Genomic DNA, 19404 nt, shown 5'->3' with positions numbered 1-19404 from the left:
CCCCATGCGGGCGCGCTCAGATTTTCAGTAACAAACCCAGGCCGACGATGCTGATCAGCCATACGGCCCCCAGCCCGAGGGTGATCCGGTCGAGGTTCTTCTCGGCCACGCTCGACCCGGACAGGCTGGACTGCATGCCACCGCCGAACAACGACGACAAGCCGCCGCCGCGCCCACGGTGCAGCAGCACGGCGACCACCAGGAAAACGCTGGTGACGATCAACAAGATTTGCAGAAACAGCTTCATGTCTTCCTCGCTGTACGGCGTTCTAGAACGCTCAGGCTACCGGTAAGCGACGTGATCAGGGCAACGGCCCACCCGCGGCGAGCGCACAGAGTTTCGTGAACTCGTCCGCGTCCAGGCTCGCACCGCCCACCAGTGCCCCGTCGATGTTGTCGCAGGCGACCAGTTCGGAGATGTTCCCCGACTTCACCGAACCGCCGTAGAGGACCCTGACCTGGTCGGATACCTCGGCACCGTACTTCTCGGTCAGCGCCACCCGGATGGCCGCGCAAACCTCCTCGGCGTCGGCCGGGGTGGCCACCCGCCCGGTGCCGATCGCCCACACCGGCTCGTAGGCCACCACCACGGAGGGCACCTGCTCGGCCTTGAGCCCCTTCAGGCCCGCGATCAGCTGGCCGGTGGTGTGCTCGATGTGCCCGCCGGCCTCGCGGACGTCGAGCTGCTCGCCGACGCAGAGGATCGGCGAGATCCCGTGCTTGAGCGCAGCCCGCACCTTCTTGTTGACCAGCTCGTCGTCCTCGTTGTGGTACTCGCGGCGCTCCGAGTGCCCGACCGTCACGTAGCTGCAGCCCAGCTTGGCCAGCATCGGCCCGGACACGTCCCCGGTGTAGGCCCCGGAGTCGTGCTGGGACAGATCCTGCGCGCCGTAGCTCATCAGCATCTTGTCGCCGTCGGTGAGCGTCTGCACGCTGCGGATGTCGGTGAACGGCGGCAGCAGTGCCACGTCGACCTTGGCGTAGTACTTCTCCGGCAGCGAGAAGGCGATCTTCTGCACCAGCGCGATGGCCTCGAGGTGGTTGAGGTTCATCTTCCAGTTGCCGGCGATGAACGTCTTGCGCGCCATCACTGGCCTCCCGAATCGAGCACGGCCACGCCGGGTAGCTCCTTGCCTTCGAGGTACTCCAGCGACGCGCCGCCGCCGGTGGAGATGTGCGAGAAACCGTCTTCCGGCAGGCCAAGCTGCCGGACCGCGGCGGCCGAGTCGCCACCGCCGACCACGGTGAAGGCGCTGCTCTCGACGAGCGCTTCGGCGACCGCGCGGGTGCCGCCGGCGAACGACTCGAACTCGAACACGCCCATCGGGCCGTTCCAGAACACCGTCGCGGCGTCGGCCAGCTTGCCGGCGAACAGCTCACGGGACTTCGGGCCGATGTCCAGGCCCTGCCGCTCGGCCGGGATCGCGGTGGCGTCGACCGCCTCGAACTCCGCGTCCGGCGAGAACTCCGCCGCGGCCAGCACGTCGACCGGCAGCACCAGCTCGACCCCGCGCTTCTCCGCCTCGGCGAGGAAGCCCTTGACCTGGTCGAGCTGATCGGACTGCAGCAGCGACTTCCCGACCTCGTGGCCCTGTGCCTTGAGGAAGGTGTACGCCATGCCGCCGCCGATGAGCAGCCGGTCCACCTTGGTCAGCAGGTTCGCGATGACGCCGAGCTTGTCCGAGACCTTGGCGCCGCCGAGGACGACCACGTACGGCCGGGCGAGGTCTTCGGTGAGCTTCTTCAGCACCTCGACCTCGGCCAGCACCAGCCCACCGGCGTACGCGGGCAGCGCCCGCGCGATCTCGTAGACCGACGCCTGCTTGCGGTGCACCACGCCGAACCCGTCCGAGACGAACGCCCCGCCGGGCACCAGCGCGGCCAGCTCGCCGGCCAGCCCGGCCCGCTCGCCCTCGTCCTTGCTGGTCTCACGCGCGTCGAAGCGCACGTTCTCCAGCAGGGCCACTCCGCCGTCGGCGAGGCCGCCCACGGTGGCGCGGGCCGATTCGCCGACCAGGTCACCGGCCAGCGCGACCTCGGCACCGAGCAGCTCGGAAAGCCGCTTCGCGACCGGGGTGAGCGAGAACTTCGGGTCCGGCTCGCCCTTCGGACGGCCGAGATGCGCGGTGACGACGACCTTCGCGCCCGCCTCGGCGAGCCGCTCGATCGTCGGCATGGCCGCGCGGACCCGGCCGTCGTCGGTGATGGTGTCCCCGTCGAGCGGGACGTTGAGGTCGGAACGCACCAGCACGTACCGGCCGGAGACGCCCTCACCCAGCAGATCTTCCAGGTTCTTCAGCGCCATGGCTCAGGACAGCTTGGCGCCGACGAGCTTGACCAGGTCCGCGAGTCGGTTCGAGTAGCCCCACTCGTTGTCGTACCAGCCGACGACCTTGACCTGGTCGCCGATCACCTTGGTCAGCGGCGCGTCGTAGATGCACGAGGCCGGGTCGGTGACGATGTCCGAGGAGACGATCGGGTCGGTGTTGTAGCGCAGGATGCCCTTGAGCGGGCCGTCCGCGGCGGCCTGGTAGGCGGCGTTGATCTCCTCGACCGTGGCGGTCTTCTTCAGCTTGACCGTGAGGTCGGTGGCCGAGCCGGTCGGGACCGGGACGCGGAAGGCGAAGCCGTCGAGCTTGCCCAGCAGGTCGGGGAGCACCAGGCCGATGGCCTTCGCGGCACCGGTCGAGGCCGGCACGACGTTGACCGCGGCGTTGCGGGCGCGGCGCAGGTCCTTGTGCGGCGCGTCCTGCAGGTTCTGGTCCTGGGTGTACGCGTGGATGGTGGTCATCAGGCCGTGCTCGATGCCGAACGCGTCGTGCAGGACCTTGGCCAGCGGGCCGAGGCAGTTCGTGGTGCACGAGGCGTTGGAGATGATGGCCTGCGAGCCGTCGTACTTGTCCTCGTTGACGCCCAGCACCACGGTCAGGTCCTCGCCGGAGGCGGGTGCGGAGATGATGACCTTCTTGGCGCCACCGGCGAGGTGCGCCTTCGCGGCCTCGGCCTTGGTGAAGAAGCCGGTCGACTCGACGACCACGTCGACGCCCAGCTCGCCCCACGGCAGGTTCGCCGGGTCGCGCTCGGCCAGCGCCTTGATCGTCTTGCCGTCGACGACGATGCCCTCGTCGCTGACGCTGACCTCGCCCGGGAAACGGCCGAGGATGGTGTCGTACTTCAGCAGGTGGGCCATGGTGGCGACATCGCCGAGGTCGTTGAACGCGACCACCTCGATGTCGTGACCGCCGGCCTGTACGGCCCGGAAGAAGTTGCGGCCGATCCGACCGAAGCCGTTCACACCTACGCGAACCGTCACTGCTGCCACTCCTCTGGCTCGACCCGGCGTACCGGGTACGTTCTGCGGACTCGCAGGCAACCCTAGCGTGCTGGCCTGCAGCTACGAGCAGCCCCCGACGAGAGCTCCACCACCAGCATAATCGATCAAGTTGACAGCTCGCGCTCAAGCGGCGTACGAAACCGAGGCGTCACCCTGGTCTCCCCCAGCCAGCCGCCCAGCCGCGCGGCCTCGGCCTTGATCAACGCCTCCGCTTCGGACCCGACGTCCTCCAGCAGCCGGTACACCGGCTCGCCGTCCGGCCGTTGCGCCCAGCCGCCGACGATCCGGCCGTCGCACCACACCGTCGGGCCCACGTTTCCGTTGGTGTCGAAGAGCGCCTTCTTGTGCGCCCCGAGAAACCAGTCCCGCCCGGACCAGCCCATCGGCGTCGGGTCGAGCGCCGGCAGCAATGCCACCCACGGCTCCGGATCCGGCACCGGTTCGAGATCGTCCGGCAGCAGCAGCCCGGTCCCGCCGTCCAGCTCGACCTCGACCGGGCCGATCTCGGCCAGCGCCTTCTTGGCCTGCGCCGCGGTCCAGCCGGTCCACCAGCGGAGATCGGCCAGCGGGGCGGGCCCGTAGGCGCGCAGCCAATGCCGCGCCAGCTCCGCCCTCGCCGGTTCCGGGGAAAGCTCGGCGAGGCCGCCGGGCAGCCAGTCCGCCATGGTGGACCACTGGTACTGGGTGGAGATCCAGGAGCCGCGCGGCCTGCCCCGGACGATCCGGCCCTCCGCGGCGAGCAGCAGGAGCACCCGGCTGGTCACGTTCGTGATCGCCTCGTAGGGCTTGCCGGGGGCCATCCGCAACTGCTGGCGCAGCCTCGGCTCCTCCTCGCTCAGCTCCTGCGCGGTCGCCGTGCCCTTGGCAGCCAGCGCGGCGGCCGTCGACTCGCCGACCTCGGTGAGCCAGCGCGCGGCGTCGGCCACGTTCTCCGGGTATCCCTGTTCGGAAAGCTGCCGGATGAGCAGGGCCCGCTGCCTCTTCGCCACGTCGGCCGAGCAGCCCGCCTGCACCAGCGGCGCGATCTCGCCGGTCACCACGAACATGGTCCGGCGCATGCCGAGCAGCCGGATCAGCGTGCGGTCCGCGTACAGCGCGCGCTCGACTTCGGATGTGCCCGCGACGTCCAGCCGTGCGGCCACGGACAGGTGCACGGTCGCGGGGTCGGTGGCGTGCAGGGCGACCACGCCGTGCGCCACCTCTTCCGGCGTGCCGGCGCGGGCGGCGAGGGCGTGGCGGCGGGCCAGTCTCGCCCGTCGCTGCCGGAGATCGATCCTTGGCTGCACGTCCTGCTTCCTACCACCCGGTGCCGACGAAACCGGGCTCAGCCGGTCAGCTCGTAGATATGCGTCCAGCCGAACGGGCTGCCCAAGGCCGCCTTCCTGGCGTGCCGGAGGGTCCGCAGGTGCCGGAAGCGGCCGGTGCCCAGCAGCAGCTCCTCCTCCACCGGGTTGTAGTAGATCACCTTGAGCCGGCGCGGGTTCCGGTCCACCGACTCGATCAGCTTCGCCGTCACCGCACCGAAAACCTCGCCCTGGAAAGGGTTGTTGAAGAACACCACGGTGACGTCGTCGGGCAGGTCGTAGTCGAGCACGTCCGCCTGCACCAGCTCGACGTCCCGGCACCGCAGCCGTTGCCGGGTGCCCGCCACGTTCTGCCGGGCGATCTCGTGCAGCCGCCCGGAAAGCTCCACCCCGATCACCTTGCCGAACGGGAACCGCGCGGCCTCCAGCACCATCCGGCCCATCCCGGAGCCGAAGTCGATGAACACGTCGCGCGGCCCGATCTCCCGCCGGGACAGCACCCGCCGCAGGATCCGCCAGCTGGCCGCCACGTAGTAGCCGCGACCCTCCTGCGCGATGCCGAGCTCGTCCAGCTCGATCAGCTCCGCGGTGCGCACGCCGTAGCGCCGCTCGTACATCAGCTGGCCCAGTTCCCGGCGGGCCTTGGTGTAGAGACGGTTCATCGCGCTCGACCCCGTTCACCGCGTCCCGGCACGGCGCCGGATACGGGGCTTATATCGGTTCCGCCGGACCAGCCTGTTACAAGCACGGGCCTGGAAAAGCGGGAAAAGCGGTTCGCCATCACGGCCTGCACCTCTACGCTCGGGCGATGATCTCCACCAGCCAGTTCGCCGCCTTCGCCGCACTCACCTTCGTGATGGTCGTGGTGCCCGGCCCGAGCGTGCTGTTCACCATCAGCAGGGCGCTGACCGTGGGCCGCCGCGACGCGCTGCTCACCGTGGCCGGCAACGCCACCGGGATCTACCTGCAGGTGGTGGCCGTGGCGTTCGGGCTCGGCGCGGTCATCGAGCGTTCGGTGGCGGTGTTCACCGCGATCAAGCTGATCGGCGCGGCCTACCTGATCTACCTGGGAGTGCAGGCCTTCCGGCGCCGCCGCAAGCTGGCCGACGCGTTCGCCGCCGGGGCGTCGGGCACCCCCGGCCGGACGCTGCGGGTGCTGCGGGACGGGTTCGTGGTGGGTTTCGCGAACCCGAAGTCGATCGTGTTCCTGGCCGCCGTGCTGCCGCAGTTCGTGCGGCACGAAGCAGGCGGCGTACCGGTCCAGATCCTGCTGCTGGGCATCACGCTGCCGGTGGTGGCGCTGCTCTCGGACGCCGCGTGGGCGCTCGCCGCCGGTGCCGCGCGGACCTGGTTCGCCCGCTCCCCGCGACGGCTGGAGCTGGTCGGCGGCACCAGCGGCCTGGTGATGATCGGCCTCGGCACCACGCTCGCCGTCACCGGCCGCAAGGACTGAAAACGCCGCAAACGCCGCGAAGACTCAGCCGGCCGGTTTGACGAACAGCCGGGTGGCGGAGACGCGGGCGCTGCCGTCGGCGTCGCCGAGTTCGTCCAGGCTGCCCTTGATGGTGGCGTCCACCGAGAGGTACTTCCGGCCGGCCCGCAGGTCCGCGTCGTTGCGCAGCCGGATGATCAGCGGGAACTCGCTCAGCGCGCCGGCGTCGAACAGGCCGGTGGTGTAGATCAGCTGCACACCCAGCGCGCCGGCCACCACCCGCTGCAGCTCCAGCAGGTAGCCGGCGGACGCGCGGCCGATCGGGTTGTCCAGGAACAGCACCCCGGAGTGCCGGTTGCGCATCCGCCCGCGGTTGTTCGCGCGCAGTGCGGCGAGCGTGCAGTACAGGATGATCGCGGCGGTCAGCTGCTGGCCGCCGGAGAACACGTCCCTGATCTCGGACACCCGCTGCCGTTCGGTCCGCAGCACCGAGTCCGGCTTGAGCATGTCCACCCGGAAGCCCTTCGGCACCGCAGCGTGCACCCCGCGCAGCACCAGTGACATGCCGTCCCGCTTGACGTCCCTGCCGTCGCTGGTCTTGCCGGCCGCGGCCTCGTCCACCACCACGCCGAGCTGCTCGGCCAGCACGTTGTCCTCCGGGTCGGCGAACCGGATCCGCAGGAACTCCTGCCCGGACCAGTCGCCGAGCCCCTCCGGCAGCCTGGACAGCCGCTGCGCGGACCGCAGCAGCCGCAGCGCGCCGTCCACCATGCCCTGCAGCCTGGCCACGATCCCGGACCGGTGCCGGTCGATCTGGGCCAGATCGTCGGTCAGGGTGCGCAGCCGCGGCCGCAGCGCGGTGGCCCACTCCCCCGCACTGGCCGGCAGGCTGTCTCGGCGCACCGAGATGATCTGCTGGCGCACCGGGCTGGTCAACTTCTCGAACCGCTTTTCGGTGGCGTACTGGGCCAGGCCGTCGGCCGCCGCGCGGACCCGCTTCTCGGCCCGGTCCACCGCCGCGTCGGCCTCACCCAGCGTCGCGTTGAGCTTGCCGTGCCGGGCCTGTGCAGCTTCGACGTCGCCGTCGAAAACGGCGGACGTCTCCTCGTCCGGCGCCAGGTGCGCGAGCGACTCGGCGAGCAGGCGGAAACCGGCGGCCGAGGAGTTCGCCGAGTCCAGCGCGTACTCGGCCTCGGACCGGCGGGCCTGTGCGTCCTCGTACTTCCTCGCCGCCGTGCTGGCCTCCTCGGCGGCCGCGTCGATCAGCTCCATGCCGTGCTCGATGTCGCGCGGACGGTCGGAGCTCTCCACCACGGACGGCTGCTTCGGCAACCCGTCCAGCTCGGCCTTGCGGGTGGCGACCAGCCCGATCGCCTCGCTCTGCTCGGCCTCCAGCGCGGACACCGCGCGGCCGGCGCGGGCCAGCGCGGCGGCCCTGGTCGCCGCGTCCGAACCGTCCGGGGTCTCCAGCAGCCCGGCGGCCAGCTCGCGCACCTCGGGGTCGAGCGCCTCCAGCGCCGCGCGGGCGCCGGACTCGGCGCTCTCCGCCTGTTCCAGCTCCGCGCGCAGATCGCTGCCGACCTCGACCTTCGCGTAGGCGTCGCTGGCCGACGCGAAGGCCCGGCGCAACGCGTCGACCGGCTCCTTCGGCGCCGGCTCGTCCTCCGAAACCGAACCGCCGCCGGGCACTTCGGCCAGCTCGGCCCTGGCGCTGCTCACCGTGCGCCGGTGGCCGTCGGCGGTGCGCTGCTCCTCGGCCGCCTCTTCGCGCAGCCTGGCCGCCTTCGCCCCGGCCTGCTCGCCTTCCGCCTCGGCCCGCTCGGCGACCTCCCGCGCGCGCTCCACCTCCTCGGTCCACTGTGGAATCTTGGCGGCCGTGACACCGAGGCCGGACAGCGCACGGGCCCGTTCCTCACCGGCGCGCAGCTCCGCGCGCAGCGCCGGGATCGTCTCCCGCAGCTTGGCGCGTTTCGCGGCGAGGTCGGCCAGCGCGCGGGTGGCCTGCTCCGCCTCGGCCTCCGCCGCGGACAGCTCACTCCGGGTCCGCTCTGCTTCTTCGGCCAGGGTGCCCAGCGCCCCCGGCGGGTAGTCCTCACGCCAGGTGGTGAGCTTCCACTCCAGCGCCGCATCGTCACCGGCGGCGCTGGTCAGGGCTTCGAGCTGCTTCTGCCGCCGGCCGTGCCGGGCCGCGATGGCCTCCCGCTCGGCGTCGGCGGCGTCTTCGTCGTACATCGCAGGATTGGGCGGAACGAGGAACTCGACGCCCGCGGCGGCCGCTGCGTCGGCGTCGCGGATGGCCCCGGTGGTGCCGACCGGCAGCACCACGCTCGGCAGCAGCTTGGCCTCGGTGAGCGCGGCCTTCGCCCGCGCCAGCTGGGCCGCGTCGTTCACCAGCACGCCGCCGACCAGGTGCGGCAGCTCGGCCAGCACCCGCTCCCGCCGCTTGGCGTCCATTGTAGACAGATACCGCCAGCCGGACCACGCGGTGATCCCGGCGCGCTCCAGCACGTCCAGCGCGGCCTGCACCTCCGGCGGGGCGGGCAGCAGCCCGCCGTCCCCGAGCGCGCCGAGCGCCCGCTCGTCGACCGACTCCTCGATGCGCAACGCGGTCTGCTCGCGCTCGGCCGTCGTCCTGGCCTCGCGGAGCCGCTTCAGCAGCGACGGGGTGTCGGTCTCCAGCCGCACGCTGTCCACCCCGAGCAGCTCCAGCAGCCGCGGGTTGGCGGCCAGCGCGTCCGTGCGGCGGTGCGCCTTCTCCAGTTCGGCGGCCGTGCGCTCGGCCGTGCTCGCCGCCTGCTGGGCCTTCTGCTGGGCGGCGTGCAGCGCGGTCTGCGCCGTGCCGTGCTCCTCCGCGAGCTGCTCCAGCTCGGCCTCGCGGGCGGCCAGCTCACCGGTCGCGTTCTCGGCCGTGGCACGCGCCTCCTGCGCCGCATCCGACACAGCCGCCACACCATCGGCACCGTCGGTGAGCAGCCCGTCCCGCACCGCCTGGCGGATCGCGGCCCGCACCTCGTCGATCCGGGCGCTCAGCTGCGCGTGCTCCGCGCGATGCTTCGCCGCGGTGCCGGTGGCCTCGTCGCGCTGCTGCTGGGCGGCGTTCGTCTCGGCGCGCAGGGCCGCCACCCTCGCTTCGGCGGTGCGCACCTGCTCGCCCGCCTCCGCGGCCAGCGCGAGCAGCCTCCTAGCCAGTGCCGCGGCGGCCGAGTTCTTGGCCTGCAGCGCGGGTTTCGCGGTCTGTTCCCGCTCCCCCACCAGCTCGCGGATGTCGGCGGCCTTGCGCACCGCGTTGACGTGCCCGAGCACGGTGCCGGTCTCCCGCCACGCCTCCGCGGTGACCCGCGCCCGCGCCAGCTCGGTGTCCAGCCGCTTCCGGTCCTCGGTCGCACCGGCCAACCGCAGCTCGGCCACCGCCCGGCGCAGCTCGGTGACCACCGCGGTCAGCCGGCGGTGGTCACCCTCGGCCAGTTTTTCCGCGTCCCTGGTCTCGTCCGCGTGCTGCGCCAGCCCGTCCAGCCGCGCGGACTCCAGCCGGTGCCGCGCCGCGATCCCGCCGGCGAACGCGTGCGCCTCCTCGCGGGCGGTGGCGGCCAGCTTCCGGGACGCCGCGGCCAGCGACTCCTCCTCCGACAGCGGGGTGAGCAGCTCCAGTGCGCCGGCCACGAAGTCCCGCTCCGCCAGCAACTCGCCGCGCTGACCTAGGTTGTGCGCGTAGGTCTGCACCACCTCGGCCAGGTCCCGCGGATCGTCCTCCGAGATCACGGCCTTGAGCAGGAACTCGACGAACGCGTCGTCGTTGTTGAAGTTGAAAGCGTCCGCCGCCTCGCCCTCACCGGCGTTCATCGCGCGCTGGTAGCGGAACAGCTCGGTGTCCAGGCCGAGCGCGTCCAGCCGCTCGGTCCACTCGTGGTGGCGCCGGGTCCAGAACAGCTCGAGCTCCGGCTCGTCCCGCTGCCCGCCGTCCAGGCGCTCCTGGAAGCCGGACATGGTGAGCAGCCTGCCGTCCTCGGTCAGCGGCAGGGACTCCAGCTCCAGCGAGGAGCTCGGCCGGAAGCAGTACCAGGAGTCGACCAGGTTCGCCGGGTCGGCCGAGGTGACGTGGCCGCGCCATTCGGAGACCTTGCCGGTGATCACCCGCTGGCCGGTCTCGGTGTGCAGCCATTCCAGCACCACGTGCGAGACGTCCTTGGCGGAGACGAACTTCTCCAGCACCCGGGTGCTGGTGGTGCCGACCACCTGCCGCCGTCCCGGCAGCATCACCGAGAAGATCAGCTTGATCAGCACCGACTTGCCGCCGCCGTTCTCCAGGAACAGCACGCTGGCCGGGGACGGGCGGCGCGGCAGGCCCTGCTCCGCGGAGTGGATCCCGGCGGTGAACAGCGCGTCCTGCGCCGGCGACTTGACCAGCGCGCCGACCCCGCTCAGGTCGAGCAGCACGTCCTGGTACCGCGCGCCCGCCGGTCCCACCGAGTGCAGGCGGACCCGGGAAAGCTCGTACATCTATCGATCCCCCGTCAGAGTGTGTCCGAAATGGACGGACGAAGCGTGCCGGCGCCGTCGCCGACGGAGACCACGTTCAGCTCCAGCAGCTCCTCGAAGGCGCTGTCCGCGGCCAGCTCGCGCACCTGCACCTGGTACCGCGGCGTGGTCCGGTAGGTGCCGCCCTGCTCGCCGCTGACCTGGACCAGGAACCCTTGCTCGGCAAGGAAGCGCAACGCCCTGGAGACCATTCCCCTGGTGGTGTCCGAGGCCAGTCTGCCGTCCTTGGTGGCCGCGGTGGCCGGACGGCGAGCGTACGCCCGCCAGGCTTGCTCCAGCTCGGGCGCGTCGGAGAGCGGGTCGTTGTTCTCCTCCGCCCTGGCGGCCCGCTCGTCCAGGATCCGGCAGGCCTCCCGCACCACGCTGTCCACCTGCTCCACGCTGACCCGGCCGATGTAGGTGTCGTTCGCCAGGTCGTCCGGGCGGGGATAACCGAGGGCTGCGGTGGCCAGATGGACCAGGCCGTGCAGCACCTTCTCGGTCTCCCGGCGCTCGCGGATCTTGCTCTGCCGGGCGTAGCTGTCCATCTTGATCTCGAACACCGACTCGTCGGTGGCGGCAAGCACCGCGCCGGCCTGGGTGCTCACGTCCAGCACCATCAGCCCGAGCCCGGCCGCCACCGCGTTCGTCAGCTGCTTGAAGGCGCTGTCCTCGCCGTAGCGGCGCACCAAGTCGGCGTACACCACGTCCCGGCCCGGCAACTGCTTCGGCCGCATGCCGAACGAGATCAGCCTGGCCGCCGCCTCGGCGTCGCCCCTGGTCATCGGCGTGCTCAACTGGTCCCCTCCTCGAACTCGGCCGTCCCGGTGCCCCCGGTGTCACGGTCGATCCTGGCCGAAGCGAGCAGCAGGTCGGCGCCGCCGAACTCCGGATCGTCCAGCAGCGTGCCGTCGTCCACCGCGAGCAGGGCCCGGTCGTCGCCCTGCCGCACCGCGGCCGCCACCTCCGGACTGTACGAGTGCACCGCGCGCAGCCCGACCAGCCTGGCCAGCTGCGGGTCGATCTCGCGGGCCTCGGCCAGCAGCCCGGACAGCCTTCGCGGCACCTCGGGCAGGTCGAGCAGCTCGTCGGCGTGGCGCCACTGCTCGTCGCTGTAGTAGTCCAGGCTCTCCGCCGGCAGCAGCTCCGGCTCCGGCACCTCGCCGACCAGCTTCTCACGCTCCGGCGCGGGCCGGAGCAGCATCGACACCAGCGAAGAAAGCGACGGCACGGCCGGCACCGACGTTCCGGTGACCCCGCGGAAGAACGCCTCGACCGGCGCCACCGCGTCCGACAGCGGCAACTCCAGGCTGGGCACCAAAAGCTGGCCGAAGATGTCCACGGTGGCGCGCTGCGGCGGGCCGGAGAACTGCTGGCGGTCCTGCTCGGCGCGGAAGGTCGAGCCCGCCGCGGCCAGCCGGGTCTGCAGCTGGGTGTGCCTGCTGATGCAGTCCGCGACGATGTCCACCAGCTCGGCCGCGCGCCGCTTCCGGTCGCCGTCCTCGGCGTCGTCGCGGGCGGTGGTGATGTTCTTCAGGATCGCATTCTCCGCGCGAAACCGGGACTCGATGTGCGAGAGCGCCGAGTCCAGCAGCTCGGGCATCTCCTCGTCCCAGTCCACCGCGCGCACGTCCCGCCGGGTCGCGTCCAGCTTCGCGCGCAGCGTCTCGCCGTACTGCACGGTGCGGTAGCGGGCCTGCTCGGCGGCCAGCTTGGCATCGGCCAGCCTGCCCCGGCTGATCAGGTTCTCCAGCTTCACCTCGGCCGCGATCTGGGCCGACTCGACGTCCATGTCCAGCGCGCCGACGAGCACGTTGATCGCCTCGTCGCTGGCGCGCAGGTACACCTCGCCGTCCGGGGCGGCCAGTTCGACGAGCAGCTTGAAGTCGAAGGCACGGCGCCGGTAGGCACCGGTGGCGTCGATGCTGCCGTACACCCGGCGGAAACCGCGGTCCGCGGTGCCCACGTTGATCAGGTTGTCCAGCACCCAGCGCGCCACCCGCAGATGCTCCTCGGGGTCCCGGCCCGGCGCCTGCGCGGCGATGAACGGCTGGAGCCGGCGCACCACCTCGTGGTGGTCGGCGCCGGTGTCGAAGTCCATCGCGATGGTGACCTGGTCGATGGTGTGCAGCGCGATCTCCGCCATCTGGTAGACGGTCGCGTCGGCCCAGTCCAGCTTCGCCTTCCGCGCGTCCAGGTCGTGCAGCGGCGCGGTGCAGGCGAGCGCCTTGAGCCGGCGGGCCAGGCCCTCGTCGGCCAGGCTCGCTCCGGTCAGCTCGTCATCCCGCACAGCGGGCAAGGTTAGCCGGGCATGCCGGGACCCCGCACGGGTGAGGTGGGTAGCGTGCTCACCATGCGTGAGATGAGCAGGGACGAATGGTGGGAGTTCGCGAGCGCGGGGACCCGTACCGGCAAGCTCGGTGTGGTCAGGGCGAACGGTGCGCCGCACGTGACGCCGGTCTGGTTCGTGCTGAACGAGGCCGACGGGGACGAGCTGATCTTCACCACGGAGCGTGACTCCTTGAAGGGCAAGGCGTTCCGCCGCGACCCCCGGCTTTCGCTGTGCGTCGACGACCAGCTGCCGCCGTACTCCTACGTCCAGTTCACCGCCGAGGCCACCCTGCACGAGGACCTGACCGAGACGCTGGAGTGGGCCACGCGGATCGGCGGGCGCTACATGGGCGCCGATCGCGCCGCGGAATACGGCAGCCGCAACGCCGTCCCCGGCGAGTACCTGGTCCGCGCCAGGATCACCAAAGTCCTCGCTCGCACCGCCATCGCCAACTGACCACCCCCACTCCCGGCCGTAGTCCGTGAAGGCCACCTTGCCTACCTTCAAAGTAGGCAAGGTGCCCTTCACGGACAGAGCGAGCAGGGTCAGGCGTCTTCTTCCAGCATCTCGGCGGTGACGGCGGACTCGGTGTCCGGAATACCCTGCTCCTTGGCCTTCTTGTCGGCCATCGCGAGCAGCCGCCGGATCCGCCCTGCCACCGCGTCCTTGGTCATCTGCGGGTCGGACAGCTGGCCGAGCTCCTCAAGCGAAGCCTGCCGGTTGGACAGCCGCAGCTTGCCCGCGGTGAGCAGGTGGTCCGGCGCGGAGTCGCCCAGGATGGTCAGCGCCCGCTCGACCCTGGCCGCGGCGGCCACCGCGGCCCGTGCCGAACGACGCAGGTTCGCGTCGTCGAAGTTCGCCAGCCGGTTCGCGGTCGCCCTGACCTCCCGGCGCATCCGCCGTTCCTCCCACTGCAGCACGCTGGAATGCGCGCCGAGCCTGGTCAGCAGCGCGCCGATGGCGTCCCCGTCCCGCACCACCACCCGGTCCGCGCCGCGCACCTCGCGCGATTTGGCCTGGATGCCCAGCCGCCTTGCCGCGCCGACCAGCGCCAGCGCCGCCTCCGGGCCGGGGCAGGTGACCTCCAGCGAGGACGACCGGCCGGGCTCGGTGAGCGAGCCGTGCGCCAGGAACGCACCGCGCCAGGCCGCCTCGGCGTCCGCGATCCCCCCGGACACCACCGCCGCCGGCAGCCCCCGCACCGGACGGCCGCGCTGGTCGATCAGCCCGGTCTGCCTTGCCAGCCCCTCGCCGTCCTTGACCACGCGCACCACGTACCTGGTCCCCTTGCGCAGGCCGCTGGACGAGATCACGTGCACGTCGGAATGGTGCCCGTACAGCTCATGGATCTCCTTGCGCAGCCGCCTCGCCACCGAACCGGTGTCCAGCTCCGCCTCCACCACTACCCGGCCGGAGACGATGTGCAGGCCACCGGCGAAGCGCAGCATCGACGACACCTCCGCGCGACGCGGGCCGATCTTGGTGATCTCCAGACGGCTCAGCTCGTCCTTGACCGCGGCGGTCATCGCCATTACCCCTCCTCCTCTGGCTCGACGGTAAGACCGAGAGCCTCTCGCACACAGTTCGCCAGCGCATCCGGGTCGTGCCGCCCCGCCACGCCGGGGTCGGCCACGTCAGCCAGGTGCGCCCGCGCTCCCAGTCCCGCGGCGGCGTCACGCAGCCGTGCCGGGGTCGGCACCGAGCGGCGGTCCGCGATGACCGCGTCCACCCGGAGCCCGGGAGCGTGCTGGAAGAGTACGTCGAGGTGCTGTTCGGGTGAGAAGCCCGCTGTCTCACCCGGCTGGGGGATCAGGTTCAGAATCACCACTTTCGTGGCCTCCGTGCGGACCAGTGCGTCGTGCAATTCGGGCACCAGAAGATGCGGCAGCACGCTGGTGAACCACGAGCCGGGACCGAGCAGGACCAGGTCCGCGCCCAGTACCGCGTCCACCGCCTGATGGCACGCCTTGGGCGCCGCGGTGGACTGGCGCGGGGTCTCCACGGTGATCCGCTGTACCTGACCGGGTGTACTGGCCACCGCGACCTGACCGCGGATCACGGTCAGCTCGCCGTTGTCGGCCAGCCCGCTGACCTCGGCCTCGATCTCCAGCGGCTCGGTCGACATGGGCAGCACCCTGCCGGACACCCCGACCAGCCTGCTCGCCTCGTCCAGCGCCGCCACCGGGTCGCCGAGCACCTCGAACAGCCCGGCCAGCAACAGGTTCCCGACCGCGTGCCCGGCGAGCGCGCCGTCCCCGCCGAACCGGTGCTGGAACACCTCGGCCCACAGGCCGCCGCCGTCCTCGGCCGCGGCCAGCGCGGCCAGCGCCTGCCGCAGGTCGCCCGGCGGCAGCAGGCCGAGCTCGCGGCGCAGCCGCCCGGAGGAGCCGCCGTCGTCGGCCACCGTGACCACGGCGGTCACGTCCCTGGTGAGCCGCCGCAGCGCGGTGAGCGTGGCGTGCAGGCCGTGCCCGCCGCCCAGCGCCACCGCGCGCAACCGTTTCGTCACTCGCGGCCCAAGTCCCGATGCACCACCTTGACGGCCATACCGTCCTCATTGGACAGACGACTGGCCAGCTCCTCGGAGATGGCCACACTGCGGTGCTTTCCGCCGGTGCAGCCGACGGCCAGGGTCAGGTAACGCTTGCCCTCGCGCTTGTAGCCCGCGCCGATCAGCCGCAGCAGCTGGTGGTAGCGGTCCAGGAACTCGTCCGCACCCTCCTGGGTCAGCACGTAGTTGCGCACCTCGCCGTCAAGGCCGGTGTGCTCGCGCAGTTCGGGGATCCAGAACGGGTTCGGCAGGAACCGCACGTCCATCACCAGGTCCGCGTCCATCGGCAGGCCGTACTTGTAGCCGAAGGAGAGCACGGTGACCCTGGTCTGGGTACTCGCTTCGGAGCCGAACGCGTCCTCGATCTTGGCCCGCAGGTCGTGCACGGACAGCGAGGACGTGTCCAGCACCAGGTCCGCCTCCTCGCGCAGCGGGGACAGCAGCGCCCGCTCCGCGGTGATGCCGTCCGAAAGCCGCCCGTCGCCCTGCATCGGGTGCCCGCGCCGGACCTGCTCGAACCGGCGCACCAGCACCGCGTCGGTGGCCTCCAGGAACACCACCCTCGGCTTGTAGCCGCGGGCGTCCAGGTCCTTGATCACCGACGCGAGGTCGTCGGTGAACGCCCGCGACCGGACGTCCATCACCACGGCCACCTTGGTGATCGCGCCCCTGGCCTGCGCGCCGAGCTCCACCATGGTGGCGATCAGCTCGGGCGGCAGGTTGTCCACCACGAACCAGCCGAGGTCCTCCAGGCACTTCGCCGCGGTGCTGCGCCCCGCCCCGGACAGCCCGCTGACCACCGCCACCTCCATCCCCGAGGTGCGGCCTTCGTCGTTCCCTGCTGCGCCAACTGCGCTGTCGCCCGTCACGAGCCTGTCTTCCCTTCGGTTTCGGCTTTGGTCGCGCCGGCCTGCCCGGCCAGCGCCGCGTGCACGGCCTCCGCGGTGCGCCTGCCGACGCCCGGCACTCCGGAGATCTCGTCCACACTGGCCTGCTTGAGTTTCTTCACCGAGCCGAAATGCTTGATCAGCGCGGTCCGGCGAGTCTGGCCCAGTCCGGGCACACCGTCCAATGCGGACACCTGAAGGCGTTTCGACCGCTTCTCGCGGTGATACCTGATGGCGAACCGATGCGCCTCGTCACGCACTCGCTGCAGCAGATACAGCGCGTCCGAAGTCCTGGGCAGAATCACCGGATCGGGGTCGGCGGGCAGCCAGACCTCCTCCAGCCGCTTGGCGAGGCCGACCACCGCCACGTCGGTGATGCCGAGCTCGGCCAGCACGTCCGCGGCCGCGGTGGCCTGCGGGCCGGCGCCGTCCACCACGAGCAGGTTCGGCGGGTAGGCGAACTTGCGGGGCTTGCCGGTCTCCGGGTCGATGCCCGGCCTCGACTCGGGGACCTCCTGGCCCTCCTGACCGTCCGAAGCCGGGGCATCTTCTTCGGTTTCCTTCAGGTAGCGCGAAAAACGCCGCCGGACGACCTCGGCGATCGAGGCGACATCGCCTTCCTCCGCGGCTTCCCGCAGCGCGAACCGGCGGTACTCCGACTTGCGCGGCACCCCGTCCTCGAACACCACCAGCGACGCGACCACGTCGCTGCCGGCGATATGGCTGATGTCCACGCACTCGATGCGCAGCGGCGCGGAGTCGAGGCCGAGGTTCTCCTGCAGCTCGGACAGCGCCGCGGAGCGCGCGGTGAGGTCACCGGCCCGACGCAGCTTGTGCTGGGCGAAGGCCTCGGCGGCGTTGCGGGTGACCGTCTCGGCCAGCGCCCGCTTGTCCCCGCGCTGCGGCACCCGCAGCTGCACCCGCGAGCCGCGCAAGCCGGACAGCCACTCGGTGACCGCCTCCGCGTCCGACGGCAACTCGGGCACCAGCACCTCCCGCGGCACCGGCGTCCCGGACTCCGGGGTCTGGCCGGCCAGATCGGCCTGCTCGCCGTAGAACTGCGCGAGGAACTGCTCCACCAGCGCGGGGACGTCCATCTCCTCGACCTTGTCGATCACCCAGCCGCGCTGGCCGCGGACCCGGCCGCCCCGGACGTGGAACACCTGCACCGCGGCTTCCAGCTCGTCGTGCGCGAAGGCGACCACGTCGGCGTCCGTGCCGTCGCCGAGCACCACCGCCTGCTTCTCCATCGCCCGCCGCAACGCGCCGAGGTCGTCGCGCAGGCGCGCGGCCTTCTCGAACTCCAGCGTCTCGGAGGCCTCGGCCATCTCCCGCTCCAGCCGTCGCACCATCACGTCGGTGCGGCCGGCCAGAAAGTCGCAGAAGTCCTCGACGATCTCGTGGTGCTGCTCGGCGGAGACCTTGCCGACGCAGGGCGCCGAGCACTTGTCGATGTAGCCGAGCAGGCAGGGCCTGCCGATCTGGGTGTGCCGGCGGAAGACCCCGTTGGAGCAGGTGCGGGCCGGGAACACGCGCAGCAGCAGGTCGAGGGTCTCCCGGATGGCCCAGGCGTGCGCATACGGGCCGAAGTAGCGGACGCCCTTCTTGCGCGGGCCGCGGTAGACGTGCAGCCGCGGGAACTCCTCGTGCATGGTCACCGCGAGCACCGGGTAGGTCTTGTCGTCCCGGTAGCGGACGTTGAACCTGGGGTCGAACTCCTTGATCCAGTTGTACTCCAGCTGGAGCGCCTCGACTTCGGTGGCCACCACGGTCCACTCAACGGCGGCCGCCGTGGTGACCATCTGCCTGGTGCGCGGGTGCAGCCCGGCCAGGTCGGCGAAGTAGGAGTTCAGCCGGCTTCGCAGGCTCTTGGCCTTGCCGACGTAGATGACCCGCTTCGAGGCGTCGCGGAACTTGTACACGCCGGGCGCGTCCGGGATGCTCCCCGGCGAAGGACGGTAGGTGGACGGATCAGCCACGCTGTTCAGCCTATGGCGCCACCCCGACAGCCTGACGCACCCCCGGGCACTCGAGCGCACCGCCTGCCCGAATTGGTGAGGAATCCACGCTTCGGCACCGTCTGTGAAAGATCTACCCGACGTTAGTACTGGATCAGGGGAACTCAGACTTTCGTTGGTATCTTTCGAGTTACTTGGGTAGTTACTTTCCGTCTCACATCAGAGTCGAATCCGGAAGGAAATGACCGTGAGTCGAGCCCGTGCCCTTGGCGCCCTCTGCGCCGCATCGATCACCGCGACCCTCTTCGCCGGAGGGGTCGCCTCCGCCGACGTCACGCCGTACATCGTCGGCGGCGAAAAGGCAGGCCCGTCGCCGTGGGCCGCCCAGGTCTACGTCGGTGGCGACTTCAACTGCTCCGGCTCTGTCCTCTCCGCGGAGTGGGTGATGACCGCGGTGCACTGCCTCGGCGACTCGATGAGCGTGCGGGTGGGCAGCAACGACCTCGGCGGCGGCACCGAGGTGACCGTGGACCGGCAGGAGAGCTCGCCGAACGGCGACATCGCGCTGCTGCACCTGACCGGCTCGGCCGGCAGCGACTTCGTCACGCTCGGCGACGCCGACCCGTCGACCGGCTCCACCAACCAGATCTTCGGCTGGGGCAGGGAAACCCCGGACGGCCCGGCCGCACCGCAGCTCAAGACCGCGGACGTCAAGGTCACCGGCTCGTCCACGGACGCGTACGGCGGCAAGGCGATCCAGAGCGAGGGCATCAACGGCGCCGCCTGGAAGGGCGACTCCGGCGGCCCGCAGATCTCCGACGGCAAGCAGGTCGGCGTCGCGTCCACGGTCGAGCACCAGGGCGACGACCCGAACGGCGTGAACAACTACGCCAGCGTGGCCACCAGCCGCTCCTGGATCCAGGAGACCGCCGGCGTCTGACCCCCGCCGTCCGGCTCTGTCCGTGAAGGGCCCCTTGCCTACCTTGAACGTAGGCAAGGGGCCCTTCACGACATGTGGGGCGAGCCGGATTGACGCCGAAAGGCGGGTACCGGAAGGGGGCCGGGGGCAATAGCGTGCGCGACGGCACTGA

16 protein-coding genes are annotated in these 19404 nt (G+C 71.3%); 3 read left to right on the top strand and 13 right to left on the bottom strand.

What is annotated here, in order from left to right:
• Nucleotides 1-16: 16 nt before the first annotated feature.
• The 6 genes from secG to AMYNI_RS0134700 form a co-directional block, all read right to left on the bottom strand.
• A complete protein-coding gene (gene secG / locus AMYNI_RS0134725; protein ID WP_020672716.1) occupies nucleotides 17-247 on the bottom strand; it encodes a preprotein translocase subunit SecG in 231 nt (76 codons plus the stop codon).
• Nucleotides 248-302: 55 nt separating this feature from the next.
• Nucleotides 303-1088 (bottom strand): triose-phosphate isomerase, encoded by a 786-nt coding sequence (gene tpiA, locus AMYNI_RS0134720; RefSeq protein ID WP_020672715.1) that lies wholly within the window; start codon nucleotides 1086-1088, stop codon nucleotides 303-305.
• Nucleotides 1088-2299, bottom strand: a complete 1212-nt coding sequence (locus tag AMYNI_RS0134715; RefSeq protein ID WP_281170358.1) for a phosphoglycerate kinase — start codon at nucleotides 2297-2299, stop codon at nucleotides 1088-1090. The genes tpiA and AMYNI_RS0134715 overlap by 1 nt, the downstream gene beginning before the upstream one ends.
• A 9-nt stretch (nucleotides 2300-2308) precedes the next feature.
• Nucleotides 2309-3313, bottom strand: coding sequence for a type I glyceraldehyde-3-phosphate dehydrogenase (gene gap / locus AMYNI_RS0134710; protein ID WP_026361306.1), 1005 nt, complete (start codon nucleotides 3311-3313; stop codon nucleotides 2309-2311).
• Nucleotides 3314-3438: 125 nt separating this feature from the next.
• The gene (locus tag AMYNI_RS0134705) at nucleotides 3439-4620 is read right to left on the bottom strand and encodes a winged helix DNA-binding domain-containing protein (protein WP_020672712.1); all 1182 of its coding nucleotides are present in this window, start codon (nucleotides 4618-4620) and stop codon (nucleotides 3439-3441) included.
• Between the two features lie 38 nt (nucleotides 4621-4658).
• On the bottom strand, nucleotides 4659-5300 hold the full coding sequence (locus AMYNI_RS0134700; protein ID WP_020672711.1) for a class I SAM-dependent methyltransferase: 642 nt from the start codon (nucleotides 5298-5300) through the stop codon (nucleotides 4659-4661).
• 146 nt (nucleotides 5301-5446) lie between these two features.
• Here AMYNI_RS0134700 and AMYNI_RS0134695 point away from each other — a divergent pair, with 146 nt between their 5' ends.
• A complete protein-coding gene (locus tag AMYNI_RS0134695) occupies nucleotides 5447-6091 on the top strand; it encodes a LysE family translocator (protein ID WP_020672710.1) in 645 nt (214 codons plus the stop codon).
• A 24-nt stretch (nucleotides 6092-6115) separates the two neighbouring features.
• On the opposite strand, the gene AMYNI_RS0134690 is transcribed toward AMYNI_RS0134695, so the two are convergent.
• From AMYNI_RS0134690 to AMYNI_RS0134680, 3 genes are read right to left on the bottom strand one after another with little or no spacing between them, the layout of a single operon-like run.
• The gene (locus tag AMYNI_RS0134690) at nucleotides 6116-10567 is read right to left on the bottom strand and encodes a hypothetical protein (protein ID WP_020672709.1); all 4452 of its coding nucleotides are present in this window, start codon (nucleotides 10565-10567) and stop codon (nucleotides 6116-6118) included.
• Nucleotides 10568-10581: 14 nt separating this feature from the next.
• Nucleotides 10582-11370 carry a hypothetical protein gene (locus AMYNI_RS0134685; RefSeq protein ID WP_020672708.1) on the bottom strand — a complete coding sequence of 263 codons (789 nt, stop codon included), beginning with the start codon at nucleotides 11368-11370 and terminating at the stop codon, nucleotides 10582-10584.
• A gap of 8 nt (nucleotides 11371-11378) precedes the next feature.
• On the bottom strand, nucleotides 11379-12875 hold the full coding sequence (locus AMYNI_RS0134680; protein WP_020672707.1) for a hypothetical protein: 1497 nt from the start codon (nucleotides 12873-12875) through the stop codon (nucleotides 11379-11381).
• Between the two features lie 63 nt (nucleotides 12876-12938).
• Between AMYNI_RS0134680 and AMYNI_RS0134675 the strand changes: the two genes are divergently transcribed.
• On the top strand, nucleotides 12939-13373 hold the full coding sequence (locus tag AMYNI_RS0134675; protein ID WP_026361304.1) for a PPOX class F420-dependent oxidoreductase: 435 nt from the start codon (nucleotides 12939-12941) through the stop codon (nucleotides 13371-13373).
• Between the two features lie 89 nt (nucleotides 13374-13462).
• On the opposite strand, the gene whiA is transcribed toward AMYNI_RS0134675, so the two are convergent.
• Genes whiA through uvrC form a run of 4 tightly spaced genes read right to left on the bottom strand, consistent with a single transcriptional unit; the run spans nucleotide 13463 to nucleotide 18334 of the window.
• Nucleotides 13463-14449 (bottom strand): DNA-binding protein WhiA, encoded by a 987-nt coding sequence (whiA, locus tag AMYNI_RS0134670; RefSeq protein ID WP_020672705.1) that lies wholly within the window; start codon nucleotides 14447-14449, stop codon nucleotides 13463-13465.
• On the bottom strand, nucleotides 14449-15414 hold the full coding sequence (locus tag AMYNI_RS0134665; protein WP_026361303.1) for a gluconeogenesis factor YvcK family protein: 966 nt from the start codon (nucleotides 15412-15414) through the stop codon (nucleotides 14449-14451). Before AMYNI_RS0134665 ends, whiA begins: the two co-directional genes overlap by 1 nt.
• 8 nt (nucleotides 15415-15422) lie before the next feature.
• The gene (gene rapZ, locus AMYNI_RS0134660) at nucleotides 15423-16280 is read right to left on the bottom strand and encodes an RNase adapter RapZ (protein WP_020672703.1); all 858 of its coding nucleotides are present in this window, start codon (nucleotides 16278-16280) and stop codon (nucleotides 15423-15425) included.
• Between the two features lie 53 nt (nucleotides 16281-16333).
• The gene (gene uvrC, locus AMYNI_RS46060) at nucleotides 16334-18334 is read right to left on the bottom strand and encodes an excinuclease ABC subunit UvrC (RefSeq protein WP_084628541.1); all 2001 of its coding nucleotides are present in this window, start codon (nucleotides 18332-18334) and stop codon (nucleotides 16334-16336) included.
• 226 nt (nucleotides 18335-18560) lie between these two features.
• On the opposite strand from uvrC, the gene AMYNI_RS0134650 reads away from it, so the two are divergent.
• Nucleotides 18561-19253 (top strand): S1 family peptidase, encoded by a 693-nt coding sequence (locus AMYNI_RS0134650; RefSeq protein WP_026361302.1) that lies wholly within the window; start codon nucleotides 18561-18563, stop codon nucleotides 19251-19253.
• Nucleotides 19254-19404 lie beyond the last annotated feature (151 nt).

The sequence above is a fragment of the Amycolatopsis nigrescens CSC17Ta-90 genome (genome assembly GCF_000384315.1).
GTDB lineage: Bacteria > Actinomycetota > Actinomycetes > Mycobacteriales > Pseudonocardiaceae > Amycolatopsis > Amycolatopsis nigrescens.
This window is presented reverse-complemented; position numbering and strand designations above follow the sequence as displayed.